Here is a 21,089-nt window from a genome sequence, read left to right as displayed (position 1 = left end):
CAGCGCAGCGGCGACGCCTGGAGCCTGACCGCCGAAGCCTGATCCGTCATTCCCGCGCAGGCGGGAATCCATACGTCGCATCCCCCGCCTGCTCGGCATGGATTCCCGCCTGCGCGGGAATGACTTGGGTTAGAGCCAGTAGTTCATGAAGCGGGCGGCGAATTCGCGCAGGCGGTCGGCCCAGGGGCGGTGGTGCCAGGCTTGCGGCGTGATCTGCACCGAGTCGCGCAGGTCTTCCTGGAAGGCGCGCTCCATCTCGCCGCCGAAGGCGTCGCCCATGACCACCACGTTCAGCTCGCTGTTGTGCAGGAAGCTGCGGGTGTCGATGTTGGTCGAGCCCACCGTCGACCAGCTGCCGTCGATGACGGCGGTCTTGGCATGCAGCACCGCCAGCTTCAACTGGTAGATCTTGACCCCGCTGTCGAGCAGGTCGTCATAGAACGCGTGGCCGGCATAGAACACCAGCCCGCTGTCCGAGACGCCCGGCAGCACGATCTTGACGTCCACGCCGCGCCGCGCGGCCGCCATCAGCGCCTCCACCGTCTGCCGGTCCGGCACGAAGTAGGCCGAGGTGATGTGGATGCTCTTCTTTGCTTCCTGGATCGCCAGGTTGTAGGCCTTGTAGATCTCGAACTTGCCGCCGGGCTCGCTGCCCAGCACGCGCACCACCTTGTCGCCGGCGATCACCGGCCGCGGGAAGTAGTCCGCCTCGGTCAGGTCGTCCTTGTCCTGCGAGGCCCACTGGCGCACGAACAGCCATTGAAAGGCCTGCACCGCCGGTCCCTCGACCTTGATGTGGGTGTCGCGCCAGCCCACCTGGGATTTGTCGGTGGGCCGCGAGGCCGAGCGGAACAGCGAGCTCCGGGCGTAGGTCGCGCTGATGTTGATGCCGCCGGTGAAGGCGACCTTGCCGTCGACGATCAGCACCTTGCGGTGGTCGCGGTTGTTGAGCTTCCAGCTTTCGCCGCTCAGCTTGGCCGGGTTGACCGGGTTGAATTCGATCAGGTGGATGCCGGCCTTGCGCATGCGCGCGAAAAACTGGGCCGGCACGCCGATGGTGCCGACGCTGTCGTACAGGATGTTGACCGTCACGCCTTGCTGCTGCTTGTCGATCAGCGCGTCGGCGAACTTCAGGCCCAGCTCGTCCTGGTCGAAGATATAGGTTTCCAGGTTGATGTTGTTGCGCGCCGCGTTGATGGCCTTGAGCATCTCGCTCATGGTCTGCGGGCCGTCGAACAGCAGGGTGCACTTGTTGCCTGCGATCAGGGGCACGCCGGTGGCGGCTTCCTCCAGCGCGGCCTGGGCCTGCAGGTCCAGCGCGCCCCTGGGCCAGCGCTTGGCCAGCAGCGCCTTGCTGCGTGCGGCGCTCAGCTCGCCGTTGACGCCCTTGACGCTGGGCACGGCGGCCGGCTCCAGCTGGCCGCTCATCGCGCTGACGTCGGGCAGCGACGCGCAGGCGCCCAGCAAGCCCCAGCACATCAGGCAGAGCGGAAGCCAGTAACGCATGCGCGCGATTTTCATTTGAGCATTTTGTCAGCAGACAGCGGTTCATCGGGCGGCGCCGCTTGCGCCGTGTCTTCCGCCGCAGAGCCGAACAGGAACGACACCGGCCCCTGGCGGAAGCGGCGGCCCAGCGCCTTGACCAGCAGCCAGCCATGCTTGAAGCGCACCTGGCGCGACCGCAGCGCCACCCACAGTGCCAGCCCGAAGCTGACCAGCAGGTTGACCGAGCCGATCGCCAGGAAGCCGGCTACCGAGGTCAGCACCAGTTCCCAGCCGACATGGTAGTCCAGTCCCACCATCGCTGTCGCAAAGTTGGCGGACGAGAAGGTGACGTGGCGGATGTCCAGCGGTATGCCCAGCAGGAAGCCCAGCAGCGGCATCACGCCGAGCAGGATGCCGAAGAAGAAGTTCCCCATCAGGCCGCCCAGGTTGTTCTCCATGTACACGCCCAGGCGGTTCAGGCGCTCCTGGCCCAGCAGCCAGCGCAGGCCGCGCAGCTGGGCGACGCGCTGCGCCCAGCGGGTGTACAGCGCCTGGTTGTCGTAGTAGCCGGAGATCAGGCCGGCGACGAACAGGCAGACGCCGGCGATGGCGGCGTACACCAAGGTCGGCGCGTGGATGGGATCGATGTCGCGCAGCAGGCGCATGGCCTTCTCCGGCGACACCAGGTGGTGGCCGGTGATCAGCGGCCAGGCCATGGCGATCAGCCAGGCGGTCGGGATGGCGGTGGCCAGGTTGCCCAGCACCGCCATGTTCTGCGTGCGGATCACCTTGTTGCACAGCTCGGCCATGCTGTCGATGTCGATGTTGCGGCCGTCCTTGCTGTGCAGGCCGGCGGCGATGCGCGAGGCCGTCATCGCCGGCTGCTTGGTGGCCACCGTGAAGTGCAGCAGGTGAATGAACATGAAGCCCAGCGAGTAGTTCATGCTGAACAAAAAGGCTTCGACCAGCGGCGCGGCGCGCAGGTAGGACATCAAGATCTTGAACAGCGCCATGAAGCCGATCACCAGGCCGGCGCCGGCCGAGGATACGAACATGGCGCCCAGTTCCTTGCGGCTGTCGGCCACGTAGTGCTCGCCGGTGTGGCTGGCGTTCTCGGTGACGTTGCGCGCCAGCAGGTCGATATTGTCGCGCATCAGGTCGCGCACCATGTACTTGTTGTTGTGTGCCTCGATCAGCTCCAGCGCCAGGCCGACGGCGGCGCCGCGGCGCGGGCTGGGCGGGCCCTCCTGCTGGTGCGGGGCGGCCAGCAGCTTGACGTCGGCCGACGGCGTCGGCTGCAGCTCGCCGCTGACGTCGACCAGGAACAGCAGCTTGCGCAGCCGGTCTATGCTTTGCGTCAGCGTCACCAGCAGGTAGGTCAGGGCGATGCTGGTGCCCTGGCTCAGCGCTTTCTTGCGGATCTTGGCCACCACGGCGTCGCACTGGTCCAGCATCACCAGCAGGTGGCGGGCATCCTCCAGCGCGACCTCGTCGCCGGCCAGCATGCGCTGGTAGCTGTCGAGATAGGCGTTGACCTCGTAGTTCTGCACCATGAACGGCGATTCGTAGGTCTCGATCTCGGTGTGGAAATTGGTCAGCTTGGGCTCCAGGCCGATGGCGCTGACGCGGTAGGACAGGGTGCGTATCGATTCGAGCAGGCCGGGCAGCATCAGGTTGGGGCCGGTGTCGGCGTCGTCGTGCAGGCTGATCACATCCAGCAGGGCCAGCCAGTCGGCGGCCGGCACGGCGGCGATCCAGAGGTGGTCGGTGCGCTGGTAGACCACCTGGTCGAGCGCGTCGCTCAGGTAGACCTCGCCCAGCGCGGGCGGCAGGACGCGGTAGGCGATGCGGCGCTTGAGCTCGGTGAAGAAGCCGTCGTTCGACAGCACGCCGATCTCGGTGTACAGGCTGGCGTGGCGGCGGCTGGCCAGCAGCCTGCACGCGTAGTGGCGCAAAGCCTGGGCGTGCGCCGGATTGCCTTTCAATAGTTGGCACAGGGTGCGCACATTGGCGGTGGCGCGGGCGCCGTCGCTGGCGCGCGCGGGACGCAGGGTATTGAACAGCTCGACCATCAGGCCGATGTCGCTGCTGTCTGCATCGATGCGTTCGAGGATCTCTAACATGCGTGGGGCGGCGGACCGCGTCGGGACAAAAACGCAGTATAGGCGTATTAGTCTGGCAAGTATGTACGCTGGCGAACGTTGGCTGTCCATCCGGAAACGCCGCTGGCGGCACGGCAAGATCTGTAAATGTGCCGGCAACGTGGTCCTGCGCACAGAGATGTTGCGCCTGCTGTCCTACGATGAGGCTTACTGCCATCGGGATACGCACACCATCATGAAACCCGTCCTGTACGCGCTGGCTTTGATCGGGCCCCTGTCGGCGGCGGCGCAAACGCCGTCGTCGGCGCAGGTGTACGGCGTGCTCGACGCCGGCGTGGTGGCGCAGCGGGGCTGCAGCGGCGATTGCGCGCGGGCCCGGCTCGACAGCGGGGTGGCGTCCGGCTCGCGGCTGGGCCTGCGCGGCCGCGAGGACCTGGGCGGCGGCGTGGCGGCGGTCTACACGCTGGAGGCGGGCATCCTCAACGATACCGGCGCCTCCGACCAGAACGGCAAGCTGTTCGGCCGCCAGGCGTATGTCGGGCTGGACGGGCCGCTGGGCGTGGTCACGCTGGGCCGGCAGTACAACCTGGTGTACGAGACGCTGACCGACGTCGCCGATCCCTTCCACGGCGGCATGGCGGGCAGCGCGGCCAACCTGGTCGGCTATACCACTAAGCGCTACGACAACACCATCAAGTACCAGTCGCCGCGCAGCCGCGGCGGCTGGACCGGCGCGGCCATCTACAGCTTTGGCGAGTCGCCGTATAACAGCAAGGTCAACCGCGCTTACGGCGCCACCATCGGCTATGCCAACGGCGCCGCCACGCTGCGCATCACCCACCAGCGCAAGGACAACCTGCTGGACGCCAGCGGCACCACGCCGCCGGTCGACCAGTCGGCCAGCAATACGCTGGTGGCGGCCAATATCAATTTCGGCCGCTTCATCGGCTATGCCGCATACGGCCACAGCCGGGGCGACGGCAGCTCGCCGTGGGACATGTCCAACCCCTACGGCGCGGTGGCGCAGAGCACGCCGTCCAACAACAGCCGCGATGTGCTGGTCGGCGTCGCCGTGCCGATGGGCGCCACCACCTGGCTGGCATCCTACATCCACAAGGACGACCGCAGCGGCGCCAACCGCGACGCCAACCAGATCGCGGTCGGCGCCAGCTATGCCTTGTCGCGGCGCACCGACTTCTACGCCTCGTTCGCGCGCATCCAGAACCGCAACGGCGCCGGCTACACGGTCGGCAACGCCAGCAGCGCCGGCCGCGGCGACCGCGCCATCACCATCGGCCTGCGCCACGCGTTCTGATCCGTGATAAATTGCTTGTTTTACTGATCACCAGGAACAAGCATGTATCTGACTTACTTCAACGGCGGCTGGTCCGAAGGCAATACCCCTTTGTTTGGCGCGATGGACCACAGCGTCTGGCTGGGCTCGTCCGTGTTCGACGGCGCGCGCTCGATACGCGGCCACATGCCGGACCTGCGGCTGCACCTGCAGCGGGTGATCACGTCGTCGGAGCGGGTCGGCCTGGTGTGTCCGTTGAGCGTAGACGAGATGGAGCGGCTGGTGCGCGAGGGCGTGGCCAAGTTCCCGCCCGATGCCGAGCTGTACGTGCGGCCGCTGGTGTTCGGCACCGACGGCCTGCTGGTGCCGCTGCCGGACAAGAGCGCCTTCGCGCTGACCCTGTTCGATGCGCCGATGCCGCCGTTTACCGGCTTCTCGGCCTGCCTGACGGCGCTGCGCCGTCCCGACCCGTCGATGGCGCCGACCGATGCCAAGGCCTCGGCGCTGTACGCCAACACCAGCAAGGCCATCCGCGAAGCGCAGCAGCGCGGCTTCGACAACGCGGTGATGTGCGACAACGCCGGCAACGTGGCCGAGTTCGCATCGGCCAATCTGTTCCTGGTCACGCCGGAAGGCAAGGTGGTGACGCCGGCGGCCAACGGCACCTTCCTGTCGGGCATCACCCGCGCGCGCGTGATCGCCTTGCTGGCCAAGGAGGGCATCGCGGTCGAGGAACGCCCGGTGCGTCCGGAGGAACTGGAGACGGCCGTCGAGATCTTCAACACCGGCAACTACGGCAAGGTCACGCCGTGCACACGCTATGAGGCGCGCAGCCTGCCGGTGGGGCCGATCGCCACGCTGGCCTTCCAGCGCTACATGGCGTTCTGCGACAGCGAATAATCAGTTGGCCCTGGACGGGCAGCTGGCGCCCAGCCAGCGGCCGGTCGATTCCACCTGCAGGTTCTGCGGCTGGCCGCCGGCCTCGGTGTGGATGGCCATGTTCATCAGATAGGCGCTGTCGCCGTTGTAGTGCAGCGTGCCGTTGCCGGTGGAGACCGGGTCGGTGCAGCTGAACGAAATGTTCAGGCCGCCCGCGATCGGCTCGCTCTTCGAGCTGCACTTGCCCTTCTGGGTCATCGGCAGTTCTCTCTTCGCCGCCATCTCGGGCGTGACGCAGGCCGTGATGACCATGCCGCCGTCGCTGCCGGCCGTGGGCATGGAGGCGCCGTTCTGCTTGAGCATGGCCTCCATCTGCGCGCGCTGCTCCGGCGGCATGCTGGCCAGCTGCTGCAGCGCCATGCTCATGGCCTGGTCGGCCTGGGCGTTGCCGGTCTTGACCTTGTTGGTCAGCTGCCACAGGCCCGGCTTGATGCTCTGGGCCGATGCCTGGACGGCGGCCAATATGGCCAGGGAAATGATCAGTCGCTTCATGGGATCTCCTGAAAAGGAAAACGGCGCGCCACCGTCGGGTGGAGCGCCGCCTTACCGGCTGGGGTGGCGGAAGTGGCGCTACACGCCGCGCCCGCTAATCAGGCGCAGCAGCACCATGATAATGGCAACGACCAGCAGGACGTGGATAAATCCGCCGATGGTGTAGGAAGTGACCAGGCCAAGCAGCCACAGGATAAGCAAAACGACAGCGATGGTATAGAGCATGATTCTCTCCTCAGTTTGTTATGCGACGTCCAGGGTGGTCATCGATTTGCGATCTCGAACCTGCAACGCGCTTGCCGTGTTCGAATCTTGACTCCATTATCTGCAAGGCTATGCCGGCCTTCCGTACGGTATCGTACTTAAGCGGAGTGCAACTGGCCGTTGACAATCCTGACCTGGTCGCCCGAGCGCCATTGCGGCTCGGCCGTCTGGTGCAGCACGCGCTTCTTGCCATTGTCCATGCGCACCACGATCTCCCAGCTGTGCGTGGTTTTCATATTGCCCTCGACCTGGTTGCCGGCCACGGCGCCGCCGACCGCGCCGGCCACGGTGGCCAGTTGACGGCCGTGGCCGCTGCCGACCTGATTGCCCAGCAGGCCGCCCAGGATGGCGCCGCCGGCCGCGCCGACGCCGCTACCATGGCCGCGGTGTTCGATCGAGCGCACCGACTCCACCACGCCGCAGCTGCTGCAGACGGCAGGTCCCTGTTGCGCGGCCGGCTCGGGCTGCTGGGCCGCAGAGTGTCCCTGGCTCTGTCCCTGGGCCGGTGCGGCGTTGCTGGCGTAGCCGGCCGGTTGCGGGGGCTGCGGCGGTTCCGCCGGCGGCACCGACGACAGCTGGCCCGGCATCGGCGCGGCGCCCGGCACGGTGGCGCTGGAGCTCGGCAGCCAGCCCATGATGGCGGCGCTGCCGACGCCGCAGAACAGCACCACCGCGACGGCGGCGATGACCAGGATGGGGGGGAGCGATGGTTTGCTGGTTGGGGTGTCCATGATGTAGGTCCTGTTATTGGTTGGAGTAGTGGATTGCTGGCAGGATTTTCTCCCAGGACTTGCTGTGCTTCCGTGCGTCACCGTACATACAGGGCAATTGGCTGCCTTTAGGCTGGTTCCATGCATACCCATCCCTCCACTTTTGCCGACGACGACAGGGCACAGCCCAGACCGGTGTTGAACCGCTTGTTGTCCAGCCTGCCCGATGACGACCGCAGCAGGTTGCTGGCCTTGTGCGACACGGTCAGGGTGGAGGCGGGCGACGTGCTGTACGAGCCGGGCCAGGCCATCCGCCACATCTACTTCCCGGTCGGCTGCCTGATCTCGCTGCTGGCGGTGGCGGAAGGGCGCATGACGCTGGAGGTGGGCTCGGTGGGGCAGGAGGGCATGATAGGCGCCTCGGTGGCGCTGGGCCAGAAGCAGGCGCTGGTGCGCGCGGTGGTGCAGCGCGCCGGCCGCGCCAGCCGGATGGACGCGGCGGTCTTTTGCGCCGAGTTCAAGCGCATCGCCGCGCTGCAACGGCTGCTGTACCGCTACACCGACGCCTTGCTGGCGCAGGCGATCCAGATCGCCGTGTGCAGCCGCTTTCATGTGCTGGAGGCGCGCCTGGCGCGTTCGCTGCTGATCACGCGCGACCGTCTGCAATCGGAGAAATTCCACCTGACCCACGAGTTCCTGGCGCATGCGCTGGGGGTGCGGCGGGTCGGTGTGACCAAGGCGGCCAGCGCGCTGCAACAGCAGAAGCTGATCACCTACAGCCGCGGCAACATCGAGATCCTCGATCCTGCCGGGCTGGAGGCGGCGTCTTGCCGTTGCTACGAGCTGGTGAAGGACGACGGCGCCATCGGGATGGCCAACGTCTTCCTGTAACTGGGGTCAAGTCTGACATTCGGACACGAGCTCTGCCGTAGCCAAGGCTACGGCAGAGCTCGTGTCCGAATGTCAGACTTGACCCCAGGTTGAGGTGATTTAATTAACGCGGAGGTTTGCTGACCTGGTTGCCGATCACGCCGCCGACCGCTGCGCCGCCCACGGTGCCGACCGCGCTGCCGCCGGTCAGGACCGATCCGGCCACGGCGCCAACGCCGGCGCCGACCGCGGTGCTTTTATCCTGGTTGGACATGCCCGCGCAAGCGCTCAGGCCCAGTGTGGCCGCCACGATGGCGGCGCTCGATACCAGCTGTTTAATGTTGTTCATGATTCTTCTCCTTGCTCCTGATTGAGGCGCGGCAGGAGTGCCTACACCAATACCGCTAGCGTACGCAAGAATCCCTGGCAATTCCGTTCGACAGCGCACACTGAGGCGCGCCCGCCGTCAGTGCTTGAGCGGCGGTTTCGGCGCCAGCGTCTTGCCCGGCGGCGGCGCCACCGGCTTGCCGCCCTGTTCGGCCAGCAGCGTGGTGCAGCCGGTGGTCTCGCCGGGACCGGCGTTGACCAGTGGCAGGATGGCGGCCACCGGCGCCACCACGGCCAGCGCGAGCGCGCCGCCCGCGCGCAGCGCCAGCACCCCCTTGTCGACGCTGATGTCGGGCTGCTTGAAGGTGCCGCGCACATAGATCGGCGCCCGCAGCGAAATCACCCGCAAGCCCTTGGCGTCGGGACGTAGGGTCAGGTCCATCTTCTCGTTGTCCAGGTTGACCGTGCCGGCCACGTCGATCCGGGCGTCCGAGGTGTCGACCACGAACAGCCGCGACTGCATCAGGCCCTTGCTCACGCCGAAGTCCGTCACCATGCAGTTGAGCTTGACCTGCTTGTCGCCGATCAGCTTGGTCAGCACCACGTTGCCGATGTTCAGGCCCATCTCTTCCAGCAGCAGCTTGCTGATGCTGCCTTCGTTGATCACGCCCTTGAGCTCGCCGTTGGACGAGGCCAGCAGGCCGGCCACCGAGTTGCCGGTGGCCGACAGCGAGATGTCGGCGTTGACTTCGCCCACCGTGGCCTGCATTTCCTCGATGCGCGGGAACAGCTGGCGCAGCCTGAGGTGGCGCGCGCCGGCCTTGAGCTCGGCGCGGATGGCGTTGGGGTTGAGCTTGCCGCTGCCGTCAAGCACCACGTTGGAGGTGAAGCGGCCGCCGGCGATGTCGAAGTTCAAGGGCGTCAGCGACAGCACGCCGTCGCGCATGTGCAGCATGGTGTCGAGGTTGGCGATCGGCAGGTCCTTGTCGCGCGTGATGCGCAGCGCCTTGAAGCCGACGTTGGCGTCCAGCGCGGTCCAGCGCTCGGTCCTGAAGGGTTCCACCGGCAGCACGCGGTCGCCCGGCTGCACCGGCGCCACGCCGCGCGCCTCCTTGCTGGCGTTGGAGTCGGCACCGATCAGCGGGCCCAGGTCGGCAAACTGCAGCAGCTTCGATTGCACCGTGCCCGTCAGCAGCGGCCGCGGCAGCGGCGGGCCGGCCTGGTATTCAAGCTTGCCGCCGATGTCGGAGTGGCCGACGCGGCCGCTGAACTGCTCGTAGGTCCAGCGGCTGGCGCGGTCGCCGAGATTGCCGATCAGGTGGCCCTCGGTCTCGAAGGCCGGGGTCTCGGGCAGCAGCACGCCGGTCAGGCCGTACAGCCGCGCCATGCTGGGGCCGGACAGCTTGAGCCGCATGTCGAGCGCGGCCAGCGCGGCCGGCTTGGTCAGCGTGCCGGTCACGGCGATGCGGGTGCCGCCGATGTCGATGTCGGCTGCCAGCGGGTAGGGCGTGGTTTGCTGGCGCAGCGACAGCACGGCGCCGGCCTTGCCGCTGCCGCTGACGGTCTGCTTGTTGCGCTTGCCGTGCAGGCGCCACGCCACGCCGTAGGTCGGATCGGCGTTCAGCGTATCGACCTCGGCCACGGCATCCACCTGGGTCATGGCGTCGACGTAGTGCACCGTGCCCTTGGTGAACACCACGCGCTGCAAGTCCAGCTTCCATGGCGAGGGCTTGTCGGCTGGCTTGAAGGTCCAGTTGTTGCGGCCGTCCGCGTTACGCTGCAGCAGCACCTCCGGGCTGTCGAAGCGCAGCACCGGGATCGACAGCTGGTGCTCCAGCAGCGGCAGCAGGTCGATGGAGAAGGAGAACTCGCGCACGCTGGCCATGGCCGCCTGCGCCGGCCAGCCGGCCGGGTTGCCGACCTGGACGTCGCGCGCCACCAGGTGCGGCAGTGGCAGGTAGTCGGTCCAGCTGCGGTCGGCGGCGCCGTGGCCCTGGCGCTCCCAGGTCAGCGACAGCGCGCCGCGGATGGCGAACGGACGGTCGATCGCCTCGCTGACTTTTTCGTTCAGCCAGGGACGCGCGCGGTTCCAGTCGTAATTGACCAGGACGACGACGGCGATCACGGGCACGGCGATCAGGGCGGCGCCGACGGCAAGCGCGATGCGGGCGCGGCGGCGCGGCGGCCGGGACGGTGGCAGGGACATGGCAGGCCTATCTTCTTATTGGAATAGCGGTATTTTACTAGCCCAGGGCAAGCGCCGAATGTGCGGCACCGTACTGAGGCTGCATCGGCATGGGCTTATAACGTCAACCTACCGCATGTTTTTTTGAGGAGAAGAATAATGATGACCGCTCAACACCGCCTGACCCTGTTGTGTACTGTCGCTGCCGTGCTGGGCCTGAGCGCCTGCGCCAGCGAGAAAACCCCGGCCACCGCCGACGTCGCCGTCTCGCGCGCCGCCGTGGCCAACGCCACCAGCGCCGGCGCCTCCGACCTGGCGCCAGCCGAAATGCAATCGGCGCGGGACAAGCTGATGCGCGCCAACCAGGCGCTGGCCGCCAAGGACTACAAGACCGCGCAGGACCTGGCCAACCAGGCCTCGGCGGACGCCCAGCTGGCGCAGAGCAAGGCCAGCTCCACCAAGGCCACGATGGCGGCGGACGAGCTGCAGCAAAGCATACGCGCGCTGCGTGAGGAACTGAACCGCAGCAACAGCACCAGCCAACAATAAGGAGCCCACCATGAAATCCCACCACCTGATGCCATCCGTGTTCGCGCTGTCCCTGCTGGTCGCCGCCTGCAGCACCACGCCGACCACCACCAGCCTGCTCGACCAGACCCGCGGCGACTTCATGGCCGCGCAAAGCAATCCTTCGGTGGCCAGCAACGCGCCGCTGGAGTTCAAGGCCGCGTCCGATGCGCTGGACCGCGCCAACGCCGCCGCCGCGCGCAAGGAAAGCCTGGACCAGATCGACAAGCTGGCCTACATCGCCAAGCAGAAGATCGCCACCGCGCGTGAAGTCGCGAAGCAGAAGGAGGCCGAGAGCCAGCTGGCCAACGCCGGCCGCCAGCGCGACGAGATCCGCCTGGAGCAGCGCACCATGGAAGCCAACCAGGCCAAGTCGCAGGCCAACCAGGCCAAGGCGGACGCCGACGCCGCGCGCGCCCAGGCCGACGCCGCCGCCAACAGCGCGCGCGACGAGGCGGCCAAGAACGCCGCGCTGCAGCAGCAGCTGGCCGACCTGCAAGCCAAGCAAACCGACCGCGGCATCGTCATCACGCTGAGCGATGTGCTGTTCAACGTCGACCGCGCCGAGCTCAGCGCCGAGGGCATGCGCACCGCGCAGAAGCTGGCCGACGTGCTGATGCAGGAACCGCAAAGCGCGGTGCTGATCGAAGGCTTCACCGACAGCACCGGCACCGCCTCGCATAACCTGGAGCTGTCGCAGCGCCGCGCCGAATCGGTGCGCAACGCGCTGATCGGCCTGGGCGTCAAGAGCGACAAGATCGCCACGCGCGGCTATGGCGAGGCCTTCCCGGTCGCCAGCAACGGCGACGCCGGCAGCCGCCAGCTGAACCGCCGCGTCGAGATCGTGCTGTCGCAGAACGGCGCGCCGATCGCCACCCGTCACTAAACCCACGAAAGGAAAGCAGATCATGGCTGAATCCACTCCCACCGGCATCGACAGGGAGGCCATCCGCGCGGCCGCCCGCAACCTGCAGGACGGCCCGGTCACGGCCGGCTACCAGGGCGACCGCACGGCCGTCATCAAGATGCTCAACGATGCGCTGGCCACCGAGCTGGTCTGCATCCTGCGCTACAAGCGGCACTACTACACGGTCACCGGCCGCGACAACGGTCCGATCAAGGCCGAGTTCCTGGAGCACGCGATGCAGGAACAGGAACACGCCGACTGGCTGGCGGAGCGTATCATTCAATTGAATGGCCAGCCGGATTTCAATCCAGCAACGTTGCTCGCACGTAGCCATGCCGAGTATGATGCATCTGACGATGTGCAATCGATGATCAAGGCCAACCTGATCGCCGAGCGTGTCGCCATCGAGTCCTACCGCCAGATGATCGAACAGATCGGCGTCACCGACCCGACCACGCGCCACTTGTTGATCAAGATCATGGCGGTCGAGGAGGAACACGCGGACGATATGCGCGATTTGCTGGGATAATGGCTTTTTTGCAGTTTGCTGTACAGTTTTCACTTCACACAACCATAACAGGAGCTCCATCATGCTGGAACAAAACATCAGTACCGTGAATAACGACGTGAAAACTCTGGTTAAGGATGCGCAAGCATTGTTCACCGCCGCCACCGCGCTGACCGGCGAAAAAGCCGAGGAACTGCGCGGCCGCGGCATGCGCGCGCTCGACACCGCGCTGGCCAAGGCCCACGAAGCCCAGCAAAGCGCGGTCGCCGCCAGCAAGGAGATGGCCAAGCAGGCGGATGTCTACGTCAAGGAAAACCCGTGGCGCTCGATCGCCGCGGCAGCCGGCGTCGGCCTGCTGATCGGCGTCATCATCGGCCGCAAGTAAGCCCGTGTCCGATGAGATGAACCGTCCACCGGGCCTGATCGCGTCGCTGGGCAATATCGCCCGCAACGGGATCGGCCTGGTGCTGACCCGGCTGGAGCTGGCCGCGCTGGAATTGTCGCAGGTGCGCAACCACCTGCTGCAACTGGTGCTGGTGTTCGCGCTGGCGGTGGTGGCGGGCTGCTTCGCGCTGGCCTACGGCACGGTGACGATCGCCTACCTGGCCTGGGACGCGATGGGGTGGAAGATCCTGCCCCTGATCACCGGCGTGTTCCTGCTGATCGCGATTGCCCTGATCCTGTATGCGCGCAGCATGATACGCAGCGGCAAACTGTCGATGCCGGCCACGATGGCCGAACTCAAGTCCGACCGCGACATGTTGTTGTAACCGGGAGAGCAGATGAGCAAAGAAGCTGAACGCGCCAGCGTCGAGGCAGACAAGCAGCGCCTGATCCGCGAAGGCGAGCTGTATCGCATCAAGGTGGTGCACGCCAAGGCGCTGGTGGGCAACGCCCTGCAGCCGGACGCGCTGCTGCATGGCGCCGTCGAGCAGGCCATCGGCATGGCCCAGGCCCGCCTGGGCGGCCTGCTGCAGCCGGGCGGCCTGAAGAGCGTCAACTTCAAGGCGCTGTTGCCGTATGCCTTGACGGTGGGGTCCTATATCGCCCGCAAGCGCCTGGTCAAGCCGGCGATGGGCGTGGCCGTGGCCGCCGGCCTCGGCCTGGCGTGGCTGTTGCGACGTCAACCGGCCGCGCCGGAGCAGGAGTAATCCGCCAGACGCCGCAGCCGCGGCGTTTTTTTATCGGAGTCACAGATGAGCATTGCCATACCCGAATTGAATCCCGAACGCTTGCGCGTGGTGCTGGTGCTGCAGGGCGGCGGCGCGCTGGGGGCCTACCAGGCCGGCGTGTTCCAGGCCATGCATGAGCACGGCCTGGCGCCGGACTGGATCGTCGGCACCTCGATCGGCGCGATCAACGCCGCCATCCTGGCCGGCAATCCGCACGAGACCCGCCTGAGCCGCCTCAAGCAGTTCTGGGACGGCGTGGCCCACCGCGACAGCTACGACATGAGCCGGGTGTCGGACCCGCAGCGGCGCTCCAATGTGCTGCTGCAAACCTGGGACACCGTCATGCGCGGCGTGCCGGGCTTCTTCCGGCCGCGTTTCATGAGCCTGTTCCCGACCGGGGCTCCGGTCGCGCCCGAAGAGGCCAGCTTTTACGATACCAGCGAGCTGGGCGACACGCTCAACCGTCTGATCGATTTCGACTACCTCAACGCGCCGGGTGGCATGCGGCTGACGGTCAACGCGCTCAAGGTCACCTGCGGCAGCCTGCGCAGCTTCGACAACCGCGAGCTGACCGTCAACGCCGACCATATCCGCGCCAGCGGCGCGCTGCCGCCGGGCTTCCCGCCGGTGCGCATCGACGGCGAACTGTACTGGGACGGCGGCCTGTATTCCAACACCCCGCTGGAAACCGTGCTGGACGATAACGAGCATGTCGATACCCTGTGCTTCATGGTGGATCTGTGGAACGCCGACGGGCCGGAGCCGACCACGCTCGACGAGGTGCAGACGCGGCAGAAGGACGTGACCTTCGCCTCGCGCTCCAAGCGCCACCTGCAGGACTATGTCGCCACCCACAAGCTCAAGCAGAAGCTGCGCGAGCTGTACGCGGAGTTGCCGGAGCGGGCCAAATCGGAGCAGGGCGCGCAGGAGCTCGCCGGGCTGGGCGGCGACAGCACGCTGCACGTGGTGCGGCTGGCATATGCGGGGCGCGACTGGAATATGGCGGCCAAGGATATCAACTTCTCCAAGGGCTCGATCGAATGGCGCTGGGACCAGGGCTACCAGGACGCGCTGCGCGCCATCAAGGCGGCCGGCTGGTTGTCGTTCGTGTCGGAAGACACGCCGCTGGTCGTGCACGAGCTGCCGCCGTTGCGGCAGCCGGCGCACGGCCAGGAGCGGGCGGCCTAGTGCTGATGGTTCTCCGCGCGGATCTGCGCGGCGTTGGCCATGTCGTGGCGGTAGGTCTCGCGCGCGTCCTTGATGCAGGTGCCGCGTTCGGCGGCCGGGCCTTGTTTGCAGGCGATAGTGGCCTCGGCCAGCGCGGCGCCGATTTCCTTGCGCAGGGTGCGCATCTGCGCGGCCGGGCTGGTGTCGTCCTGGTACCAGCGCGGCGGATCGCCCTTGGCGATTTCCTGTTTCTGCAACTGGACGTTCTGCGGCGGCGTGGTGTTGCTGCGGGCCTGGGTTGCCAGTGCGGCGCCCGCCAGCGCCACGCCCAGGATCAAGTGCTTGAAGTGAGCCATGATGTCCTCCGAGGTGGTTACAGCCTGCCGGTCAGCAGCATGATCAGCAGGATCACCACCACCAGTCCGGTGATGCCGCTGGGCGCATAGCCCCAGTTGCGGCTGTGCGGCCAGGTCGGCAGGGCGCCGATCAGTGCCAGCACCAAAATGATCAGAATGATGGTACCCATATTGTTCTCCTTGTTGAATGCTTGGCTGCCGGGGCGGCAGGATTAATAGCGGTACAGGCGGCCGTCGACCAGGCGCACGCGGTCGCCGGTGCGCAGGTCGTAGACGCTGTCCTGGTTGACGATGCGGTAGTCGCCGTTGTCCATGCGCACGCTGATCTGGTACTGATCGTGCGGCTGGTTGCGGCTTTCCTCCACCTTGTTGCCGACCACGGCGCCGCCGACCGCGCCGGCCACGGTGGCGGCGGTGCGGCCGCTGCCCGAGCCGACCTGGTTGCCCAGCAGCGCGCCCACCAGGCCGCCGGTGACGGCGCCCGCGCCGCTGGTGCCGGCCTTGGTCTGCACCGGCTGGATCGATTCAATGGTGCCGTAGGAAGCGGTGTCGGTCGGGTTGACGTAGCTGCTTTGCTGCGGCGAGCTGGTGCTGGCGCAACCGCCCAGGACGGCGGTTCCCGCGATCAGCACGGCTGCTATGGTGGTCGAGTGTTTCATATTGTCCTCCCGAAAAAGTGTGATTCCAGAATAGACAGCGCACAGGCCGGGGTCTGTGCGCTTTCGCACCCAGCCCGGCGATGCGCGTCTGTGTACGTTAGCGTACAGAGGCGGGCGGGGAAGGAGCGTAAAACCTCTACATCGGTAGCGGGGACATCCAATTCCGCTGGCTGACAAACCACTGTTCAATACCCAAGGAGAATGCCATGAAAATCGCACATAAAATCGCTACTGCCCTGTTCACCGTTTCGCTGCTCGCCACTGCTGGCTGCGCATCGACCTCGACCAAAGAAGGCACGGGCGAGTATGTCGACGATTCCGTCATCACTACCAAAGTCAAGGCCGGCATCTTCAACGAGCCCAGCCTGAAGTCCACCGAAATCAATGTGGAAACCTTCAAGGGCACGGTGCAGCTGAGCGGCTTCGTGGCCCAGCCTGAGGATATCGCCAAGGCCGGCGAAGTGGCGCGCAGCATCAAGGGCGTGACCGCTGTGAAGAACGACATCCGCGTCAAGTAAGTCTTACCTGCCGGCGCGGCCAGCCCGGCGGGGCGCCGCGCCGGGAGTTCTTTGCGAGCCATCATGGACCAGCCGTCTGCCGAACTTCCCCACGTCAACGCAGTGGCCGCCGATGGCGATCCGCCCCGTATCCCCCTGCACGTCAACGCCCGCGGCCTCGCGCTGGGCGTGATCGCCACCGTGGCGTTTGTCTATGCGCTGCAATGGTCGCGCAATTTCCTGGTGCCCCTGTTGCTGGGCATACTGCTGACCTATATGCTCAGTCCCATCGTCTGCTGGCTGGAGCGCCTGCGCGTGCCGCGCGTGCTGGGCGCCACGCTGGTGACGGCCGCCATCCTGGGCGGCGCCTTTGTGGTGATCGACAAGGTGCAGGACGAGTTCCAGTCCATCGTCGACGAGCTGCCCACCGTCAGCCATAAACTGTCGCGCCTGCTGACCGACCGCATGCATGGCGGCCCCAGCACCTTGCAGCGCATCCAGGCCGTGGCCACCGAGCTGCAGCAGGCCACCGCCGGCGCCCAGGAGCGCCGCGCCGTGCGCAAGGCCGCGCCGTCGGCGGACAGCGGCAACCTGCCGGTGCTGGACTGGATCTGGGCCGGCTCGATGGGCGTGATGGGCTTCCTCAGCCAGGCCATCATGGTGATCTTCCTGGTGTTCTTCCTGCTGCTGTCGGGCGACACCTTCAAGCGCAAGCTGGTCAAGCTGACCGGGCCGTCGCTGAGCAAGAAGAAGATCACCGTCCACATCCTGGAGGACATCAATTCGTCGATCCAGAAATACATGCTGATGCTGCTTGTCACCAACGGCTTGCTGGCCTTGCTGATGTGGATAGCGCTGCGCTGGATCGGCCTGGAGAACGCCGGCGCCTGGGCCATCGTGGCCGGGCTGCTGCACCTGATGCCGTACTTCGGGCCGCTGCTGATCACGCTGGCCACCGGCGCGGTCGCCTTCCTGCAGTTTGAATCGCTGCAGATGAGCCTGCTGGTGATGGGCACCTCGCTGGCGATCGCGACCTTGGTTGGCACCGTGGTGGCGACCTGGATGACCGGCCGCTTCGCCCGCATGAACGCGGCGGCGGTGTTCGTCAGCCTGCTGTTCTGGGGCTGGTTGTGGGGCGTCTCCGGCCTGCTGCTGGGCGTGCCGCTGATCGTCATCGTCAAGGTGGTGGCCGAGCGCGTCGAAGGCATGGACGTGGTGGCGGAATTGCTGGGCGAGTAGGGCCGGGCAGGGCGGCGCGATCGGCCTTGTTTCTGCGCGCGGGTCGGCTAAGATAAGCAGTACAGACACTTTGAGGAGTTCGCCATGAATCCAGAGCATGACCGCCGCCAGCGGCCGGGGACCTCGGACACCGCGGGTTGGCACTCCCTGGAATTTATCGTGCGCCACGCGCTGGAAATGCAGCGCGACATCGGCACCGCCAGCGCGGTGGAGTTCCTGCAGACCATAGGCATCAGCCCGCAGGTGATCTCGCGCGTGCTGGCGCCCGATGCGCAGGTGCGCGAGGCCGACCAGCAGGCGCTGGCCGCGGCGGTGCCGGTGGCCGACCTGCCGGTGGCCACGCGGCGCGCCTATCTGCGGCGCACGCTGGTGTGAGCGTCGGGGGCTATGCGCAGGCTGCCCAGTTGCAGCGCGTACTGGCGCGCGAACTCGGCGCCGAGAAAGAAGATCTGCGCCGAGTAGTACACCCACAGCAGTAGCGCGATCACCGAGCCGGCCGCGCCGAAGCTGCTGGTGACGCCGCTGTTGCCGATATAAACGCCGATCAGATACTTCCCCAGCGTGAACAGCGCGGCCGTGCCCATCGCGCCTATCGTCACGTCGTGCCAGGACAGCCGTATGCGCGGCAGCAGCTTGAAGATCGCGCCGAACAAGGCGGCGATCACGACAAAGCCGATGAGGAAGTTGATGGCCGACAGCACCATGCCGGCGTCGCGCCAGTACGCGCCCCACAGGTTTTCCAGCAGCGTCAGCGCGGCGCTGACCACCAGCGACACCATCAGCAGGAAGGCCAGCACCAGGATCATGCCGAAGGACAGCAGGCGGGTGCGCACCACGTCCCAGACGGTGCCGTGGGTCAGCGGCGGGACTTGCCAGATATCGTCCAGGCTGGCCTTGAGCTCGGCGAACACGCTGGTCGCGCCGAACAGCAGCAGGGCGCCGGCCAGCAGGGTGGCGAGCCGGCCTTCCTCCTTGTTGCGGGCGCCGGCCAGCACCAGCTGCAGCGCCTGCGCGCCCTGGTCGCCGACCAGGGCGCGCAGCTCGCCGAACAGCTGGCCCCGGGCCGCTTGCGGGCCATAGAACCAGCCGGCGATGGCCAGCACCAGCACCAGGATCGGCGCCATCGAAAACAAGGTGTAGAACGCCAGCGCCGCGCCCTTGCTGCTGGCGCGGTGTTCAAACCATTCGGTCACGGTACATCGCAGCACCGACACTAGATTCCGCTTCATCAGAAAAAAGCCCCGCTACCGGAGCGGGGCTGAGCTGGCTTATTGCACGCGCCGTTCGACGGTGATCTGTTCGACTTCCACGCGGCGGTTGGGTTCCAGACACTTGATCAGGTCGGCGCGTTTCTTGTCGTGGCACTGCACGACAGGATTGGCTTTGCCCTTGCCCACGGTACTCAGGCGGCTGGCCGCGACCCCCTTGCCGACCAGGTAGTCCTTGACCGCGTTGGCGCGGCGCTCGGACAGCTTGAGGTTGTACTTGTCGCTGCCCAGGCGGTCGGTGTAGCCGGAGATGACCACGTTGTCGATGCTGGGGTTGGTGTTGAGCACGTTGGCGATGTCGTCCAGCTTGGGCTGGTCGGGGCCCAGCTTGGCGCTGTCGAAGCCGAATAGCTCGGTGGCCGACATCGTCACCTTCTCGAACCGCGCCGGTGGCGGCGGTGGCGGTGGCGCCGGCTGCGGTGGTGGTGGCGGAGGTTCGGCCACCACCGGTGGTGGCGGCGGCGCCGGCGGCGCGGCTTTTGGCGGCGCGTTGAAGGCGATGTTCAGGCCGATGGTTGCGTAGTAGTTATTGCTCTTGCTGTTGGGGAATTCGCTGCCGCGGATGAAACCGTGCACATCGCGCAGGTCGGCCTGGAAGGCGACCTGGTCGCTGATGTCGGCCTGGAAGCCCAGCCCGGCGCTCAGGTAGGGCGAGGTCTTGGTGCGCTCGCCGATGACGTTCAGGTTGGCCTTGTCGCGCTCGGCGCCGATGCCGACCAGCAGGAAGGGCCGGAAGCTTTTACGGGAGAACATATACAGGCCGTCCACGCCCAGCGTGTTCTGCTGGTAGCGCTGGCCGTTTTCGCGCGAGCGGGCATAGGTGCCGCCGAGCTGGATATCCCAGTCCGGATTGAGCGCCTTGCCGAACTTGAGGCCGGCGCCGTAGCCGCGCTTGTCCACGCCGAAGTCCGAATCGGGCTTCATGGCGTTCAGGCTGGGCTGGATATACCACGATGGATTGATGACCGCATCCTGAGCCAGGGCGGAAAACGACGCGCATAGCAGCGCGGCGGCGAGGGCGATTTTTTTGGTGTTGTTCACAGGTTTGCTCCCGATTATTGATTGGATGTGTTTCATTGCCAGCAATGTTGAGGCACCGCTGTTGGACCGAAGGTTAAGCAGTTTGGTGCAGCTCTTCCGTGCGCTAGCGTACCTAATTTTGTGCTGTATCAAATTCATCACAGTTCCGGAAACTTAGCGCGGCGCCGCGGGTCACACCTTAAGTGCCAAGGATGGTCGCTAATGTTCGTTGCCGCACAGACCAATGCGCTGCGAAAAGGCATTCTTGAGCCAGATGCAGAGACCGTAGCGAAAGCCCGCCGCCCGCCACGCTATCCGCTGCCACTAATCTCGGCAATTGTTATAAGGAGTGTTCCCATGCATGCAGTTAGACAACCTCAACATCTGGTCCAGAACGAGATGAAAGCCTCGCCGGAAATGCAAGCCACCACCGCCAAGCTGATGCTGGTGGAGCGTCCTGCCCCGGCCCCGCTGGACCGGAAGCCTGCGCTGTCGATGGCCTCTATCGAGCGCGTGCGCTCGACCTCGGCCACGCTGCGTCGCATCGAAAACATGCAAAAGCTGATCGGCGAATTGCAGCTGCATGAAATGCTGGCCGATGAAATCGCCTGGTTCCTGAAGTTTTCGCCGTCCGGCGCCCGCAAATACATCCGCGACCTGCGCGAAGCGGGCGTGATCGAACTGGCCCGCTATGTCGAAGGCACGGCCACCTACCTGGGCAAGGCGGTCTACCAGCTGACCCCCGACCCGGAACGCGTCAGCGCCTTCCTGGCCGCCATCGTCCAGCCCAAGCGCGAAGGCGCGCCGCCGCGCAAGGAACGTCCCGGCCTGCGCGAACAGGCGATGGCCGGCAACGGCCGCCATTTCCACATCCTGGCCGACGACACCCACTACGCGATCCGCGTCAACCGCGGTCCGGTGATGCGCGACCCGCTGGTGGCCGCGCTGTTCGGCTCGGCGCCGTCGATGCAGAAGGAAGAAGCCGTCTGATCGCCGATATGGCCGCGCCCCGCTGCGCACGCGTATGATGGAACAGCCGGGCATGCCCGGCTGTTTGCATA

The 21,089-nt window shown here is 66.3% G+C and carries 26 protein-coding genes; 14 read left to right on the top strand and 12 right to left on the bottom strand.

The annotated features are described in order from the left end of the window. Positions 1-129: 129 nt before the first annotated feature. On the bottom strand, positions 130-1,506 hold the full coding sequence (cls, locus tag ACEN9O_RS30330; protein ID WP_495615482.1) for a cardiolipin synthase: 1,377 nt from the start codon (positions 1,504-1,506) through the stop codon (positions 130-132). A gap of 11 nt (positions 1,507-1,517) precedes the next feature. Beyond that, positions 1,518-3,608, bottom strand: coding sequence for a site-specific recombinase (locus tag ACEN9O_RS30325; protein WP_495615481.1), 2,091 nt, complete (start codon positions 3,606-3,608; stop codon positions 1,518-1,520). A 214-nt stretch (positions 3,609-3,822) separates the two neighbouring features. Between ACEN9O_RS30325 and ACEN9O_RS30320 the strand changes: the two genes are divergently transcribed. Further along, positions 3,823-4,902 carry a porin gene (locus tag ACEN9O_RS30320; protein ID WP_495615480.1) on the top strand — a complete coding sequence of 360 codons (1,080 nt, stop codon included), beginning with the start codon at positions 3,823-3,825 and terminating at the stop codon, positions 4,900-4,902. Positions 4,903-4,944: 42 nt separating this feature from the next. Next, the gene (locus ACEN9O_RS30315) at positions 4,945-5,781 is read left to right on the top strand and encodes a branched-chain amino acid aminotransferase (RefSeq protein ID WP_495615479.1); all 837 of its coding nucleotides are present in this window, start codon (positions 4,945-4,947) and stop codon (positions 5,779-5,781) included. Here ACEN9O_RS30315 and ACEN9O_RS30310 read toward each other — a convergent pair whose 3' ends face one another. The 3 genes from ACEN9O_RS30310 to ACEN9O_RS30300 form a co-directional block, all read right to left on the bottom strand. Then, positions 5,782-6,312 carry a DUF3617 domain-containing protein gene (locus ACEN9O_RS30310; RefSeq protein WP_495615478.1) on the bottom strand — a complete coding sequence of 177 codons (531 nt, stop codon included), beginning with the start codon at positions 6,310-6,312 and terminating at the stop codon, positions 5,782-5,784. 78 nt (positions 6,313-6,390) lie between these two features. Then, positions 6,391-6,537: a lmo0937 family membrane protein gene (locus ACEN9O_RS30305; protein WP_019921959.1), complete on the bottom strand. Its 147-nt coding sequence runs from the start codon at positions 6,535-6,537 to the stop codon at positions 6,391-6,393. A gap of 137 nt (positions 6,538-6,674) precedes the next feature. After that, positions 6,675-7,307, bottom strand: coding sequence for a glycine zipper 2TM domain-containing protein (locus ACEN9O_RS30300; protein ID WP_495615477.1), 633 nt, complete (start codon positions 7,305-7,307; stop codon positions 6,675-6,677). 120 nt (positions 7,308-7,427) lie between these two features. Here ACEN9O_RS30300 and ACEN9O_RS30295 point away from each other — a divergent pair, with 120 nt between their 5' ends. After that, positions 7,428-8,177, top strand: a complete 750-nt coding sequence (locus ACEN9O_RS30295) for a Crp/Fnr family transcriptional regulator (protein ID WP_495615476.1) — start codon at positions 7,428-7,430, stop codon at positions 8,175-8,177. A 103-nt stretch (positions 8,178-8,280) separates the two neighbouring features. Here ACEN9O_RS30295 and ACEN9O_RS30290 read toward each other — a convergent pair whose 3' ends face one another. Beyond that, on the bottom strand, positions 8,281-8,505 hold the full coding sequence (locus ACEN9O_RS30290) for a YMGG-like glycine zipper-containing protein (RefSeq protein WP_495615475.1): 225 nt from the start codon (positions 8,503-8,505) through the stop codon (positions 8,281-8,283). Between the two features lie 117 nt (positions 8,506-8,622). Beyond that, positions 8,623-10,689, bottom strand: a complete 2,067-nt coding sequence (locus ACEN9O_RS30285) for an AsmA family protein (protein WP_495615474.1) — start codon at positions 10,687-10,689, stop codon at positions 8,623-8,625. A gap of 138 nt (positions 10,690-10,827) precedes the next feature. Here ACEN9O_RS30285 and ACEN9O_RS30280 point away from each other — a divergent pair, with 138 nt between their 5' ends. From ACEN9O_RS30280 to ACEN9O_RS30250, 7 genes are all read left to right on the top strand, one after another. Further along, positions 10,828-11,217: a DUF4398 domain-containing protein gene (locus ACEN9O_RS30280; protein WP_495615473.1), complete on the top strand. Its 390-nt coding sequence runs from the start codon at positions 10,828-10,830 to the stop codon at positions 11,215-11,217. Between the two features lie 10 nt (positions 11,218-11,227). Beyond that, positions 11,228-12,121 (top strand): OmpA family protein, encoded by an 894-nt coding sequence (locus ACEN9O_RS30275; RefSeq protein ID WP_495615472.1) that lies wholly within the window; start codon positions 11,228-11,230, stop codon positions 12,119-12,121. Positions 12,122-12,143: 22 nt separating this feature from the next. Further along, on the top strand, positions 12,144-12,671 hold the full coding sequence (locus ACEN9O_RS30270) for a ferritin-like domain-containing protein (protein ID WP_495615471.1): 528 nt from the start codon (positions 12,144-12,146) through the stop codon (positions 12,669-12,671). A 61-nt stretch (positions 12,672-12,732) separates the two neighbouring features. Beyond that, complete coding sequence (locus ACEN9O_RS30265; RefSeq protein WP_008446875.1) at positions 12,733-13,035, top strand: ElaB/YgaM/YqjD family protein; 303 nt, start codon at positions 12,733-12,735, stop codon at positions 13,033-13,035. A gap of 16 nt (positions 13,036-13,051) precedes the next feature. Then, positions 13,052-13,420 carry a phage holin family protein gene (locus tag ACEN9O_RS30260; RefSeq protein ID WP_495615470.1) on the top strand — a complete coding sequence of 123 codons (369 nt, stop codon included), beginning with the start codon at positions 13,052-13,054 and terminating at the stop codon, positions 13,418-13,420. A 12-nt stretch (positions 13,421-13,432) separates the two neighbouring features. Then, complete coding sequence (locus tag ACEN9O_RS30255; protein ID WP_495615469.1) at positions 13,433-13,801, top strand: hypothetical protein; 369 nt, start codon at positions 13,433-13,435, stop codon at positions 13,799-13,801. A gap of 45 nt (positions 13,802-13,846) precedes the next feature. After that, positions 13,847-15,010 carry a patatin-like phospholipase family protein gene (locus ACEN9O_RS30250; RefSeq protein ID WP_495615468.1) on the top strand — a complete coding sequence of 388 codons (1,164 nt, stop codon included), beginning with the start codon at positions 13,847-13,849 and terminating at the stop codon, positions 15,008-15,010. Here the strand turns inward: ACEN9O_RS30250 and ACEN9O_RS30245 are convergent. Genes ACEN9O_RS30245 through ACEN9O_RS30235 form a run of 3 tightly spaced genes read right to left on the bottom strand, consistent with a single transcriptional unit; the run spans position 15,007 to position 16,004 of the window. Then, positions 15,007-15,345: a hypothetical protein gene (locus ACEN9O_RS30245; protein ID WP_495615467.1), complete on the bottom strand. Its 339-nt coding sequence runs from the start codon at positions 15,343-15,345 to the stop codon at positions 15,007-15,009. The genes ACEN9O_RS30250 and ACEN9O_RS30245 overlap by 4 nt on opposite strands. Before the next feature lie 17 nt (positions 15,346-15,362). Further along, positions 15,363-15,515 carry a DUF3309 domain-containing protein gene (locus ACEN9O_RS30240; RefSeq protein ID WP_161007251.1) on the bottom strand — a complete coding sequence of 51 codons (153 nt, stop codon included), beginning with the start codon at positions 15,513-15,515 and terminating at the stop codon, positions 15,363-15,365. Between the two features lie 42 nt (positions 15,516-15,557). Further along, the gene (locus ACEN9O_RS30235; RefSeq protein ID WP_495615466.1) at positions 15,558-16,004 is read right to left on the bottom strand and encodes an outer membrane lipoprotein; all 447 of its coding nucleotides are present in this window, start codon (positions 16,002-16,004) and stop codon (positions 15,558-15,560) included. A 206-nt stretch (positions 16,005-16,210) separates the two neighbouring features. On the opposite strand from ACEN9O_RS30235, the gene ACEN9O_RS30230 reads away from it, so the two are divergent. The 3 genes from ACEN9O_RS30230 to ACEN9O_RS30220 all read left to right on the top strand — a co-directional run bounded on the left by ACEN9O_RS30230 (position 16,211) and on the right by ACEN9O_RS30220 (position 18,115). After that, on the top strand, positions 16,211-16,522 hold the full coding sequence (locus ACEN9O_RS30230) for a BON domain-containing protein (protein ID WP_486066981.1): 312 nt from the start codon (positions 16,211-16,213) through the stop codon (positions 16,520-16,522). A gap of 63 nt (positions 16,523-16,585) precedes the next feature. Continuing rightward, positions 16,586-17,740: an AI-2E family transporter gene (locus tag ACEN9O_RS30225; RefSeq protein ID WP_495615465.1), complete on the top strand. Its 1,155-nt coding sequence runs from the start codon at positions 16,586-16,588 to the stop codon at positions 17,738-17,740. Positions 17,741-17,824: 84 nt separating this feature from the next. Beyond that, entirely contained in the window at positions 17,825-18,115 is a 291-nt protein-coding gene (locus ACEN9O_RS30220; RefSeq protein ID WP_495615464.1) for a hypothetical protein, read from the top strand. Here ACEN9O_RS30220 and ACEN9O_RS30215 read toward each other — a convergent pair. Both ACEN9O_RS30215 and ACEN9O_RS30210 read right to left on the bottom strand, forming a co-directional pair. Continuing rightward, the gene (locus ACEN9O_RS30215) at positions 18,091-18,969 is read right to left on the bottom strand and encodes a YihY/virulence factor BrkB family protein (RefSeq protein WP_495615463.1); all 879 of its coding nucleotides are present in this window, start codon (positions 18,967-18,969) and stop codon (positions 18,091-18,093) included. The two genes, ACEN9O_RS30220 and ACEN9O_RS30215, sit on opposite strands and share 25 nt — an antisense overlap. Positions 18,970-19,008: 39 nt before the next feature. Beyond that, entirely contained in the window at positions 19,009-20,049 is a 1,041-nt protein-coding gene (locus ACEN9O_RS30210; RefSeq protein ID WP_495615462.1) for an OmpA family protein, read from the bottom strand. Between the two features lie 336 nt (positions 20,050-20,385). Between ACEN9O_RS30210 and ACEN9O_RS30205 the strand changes: the two genes are divergently transcribed. Further along, the gene (locus ACEN9O_RS30205) at positions 20,386-21,018 is read left to right on the top strand and encodes a winged helix-turn-helix domain-containing protein (protein ID WP_495615461.1); all 633 of its coding nucleotides are present in this window, start codon (positions 20,386-20,388) and stop codon (positions 21,016-21,018) included. Positions 21,019-21,089 lie beyond the last annotated feature (71 nt).

This window comes from Duganella sp. Dugasp78 (genome assembly GCF_059491455.1).
The sequence above is the reverse complement of the archived record's forward strand: the minus strand, read 5'-3'. Positions and strand labels throughout refer to the sequence as shown.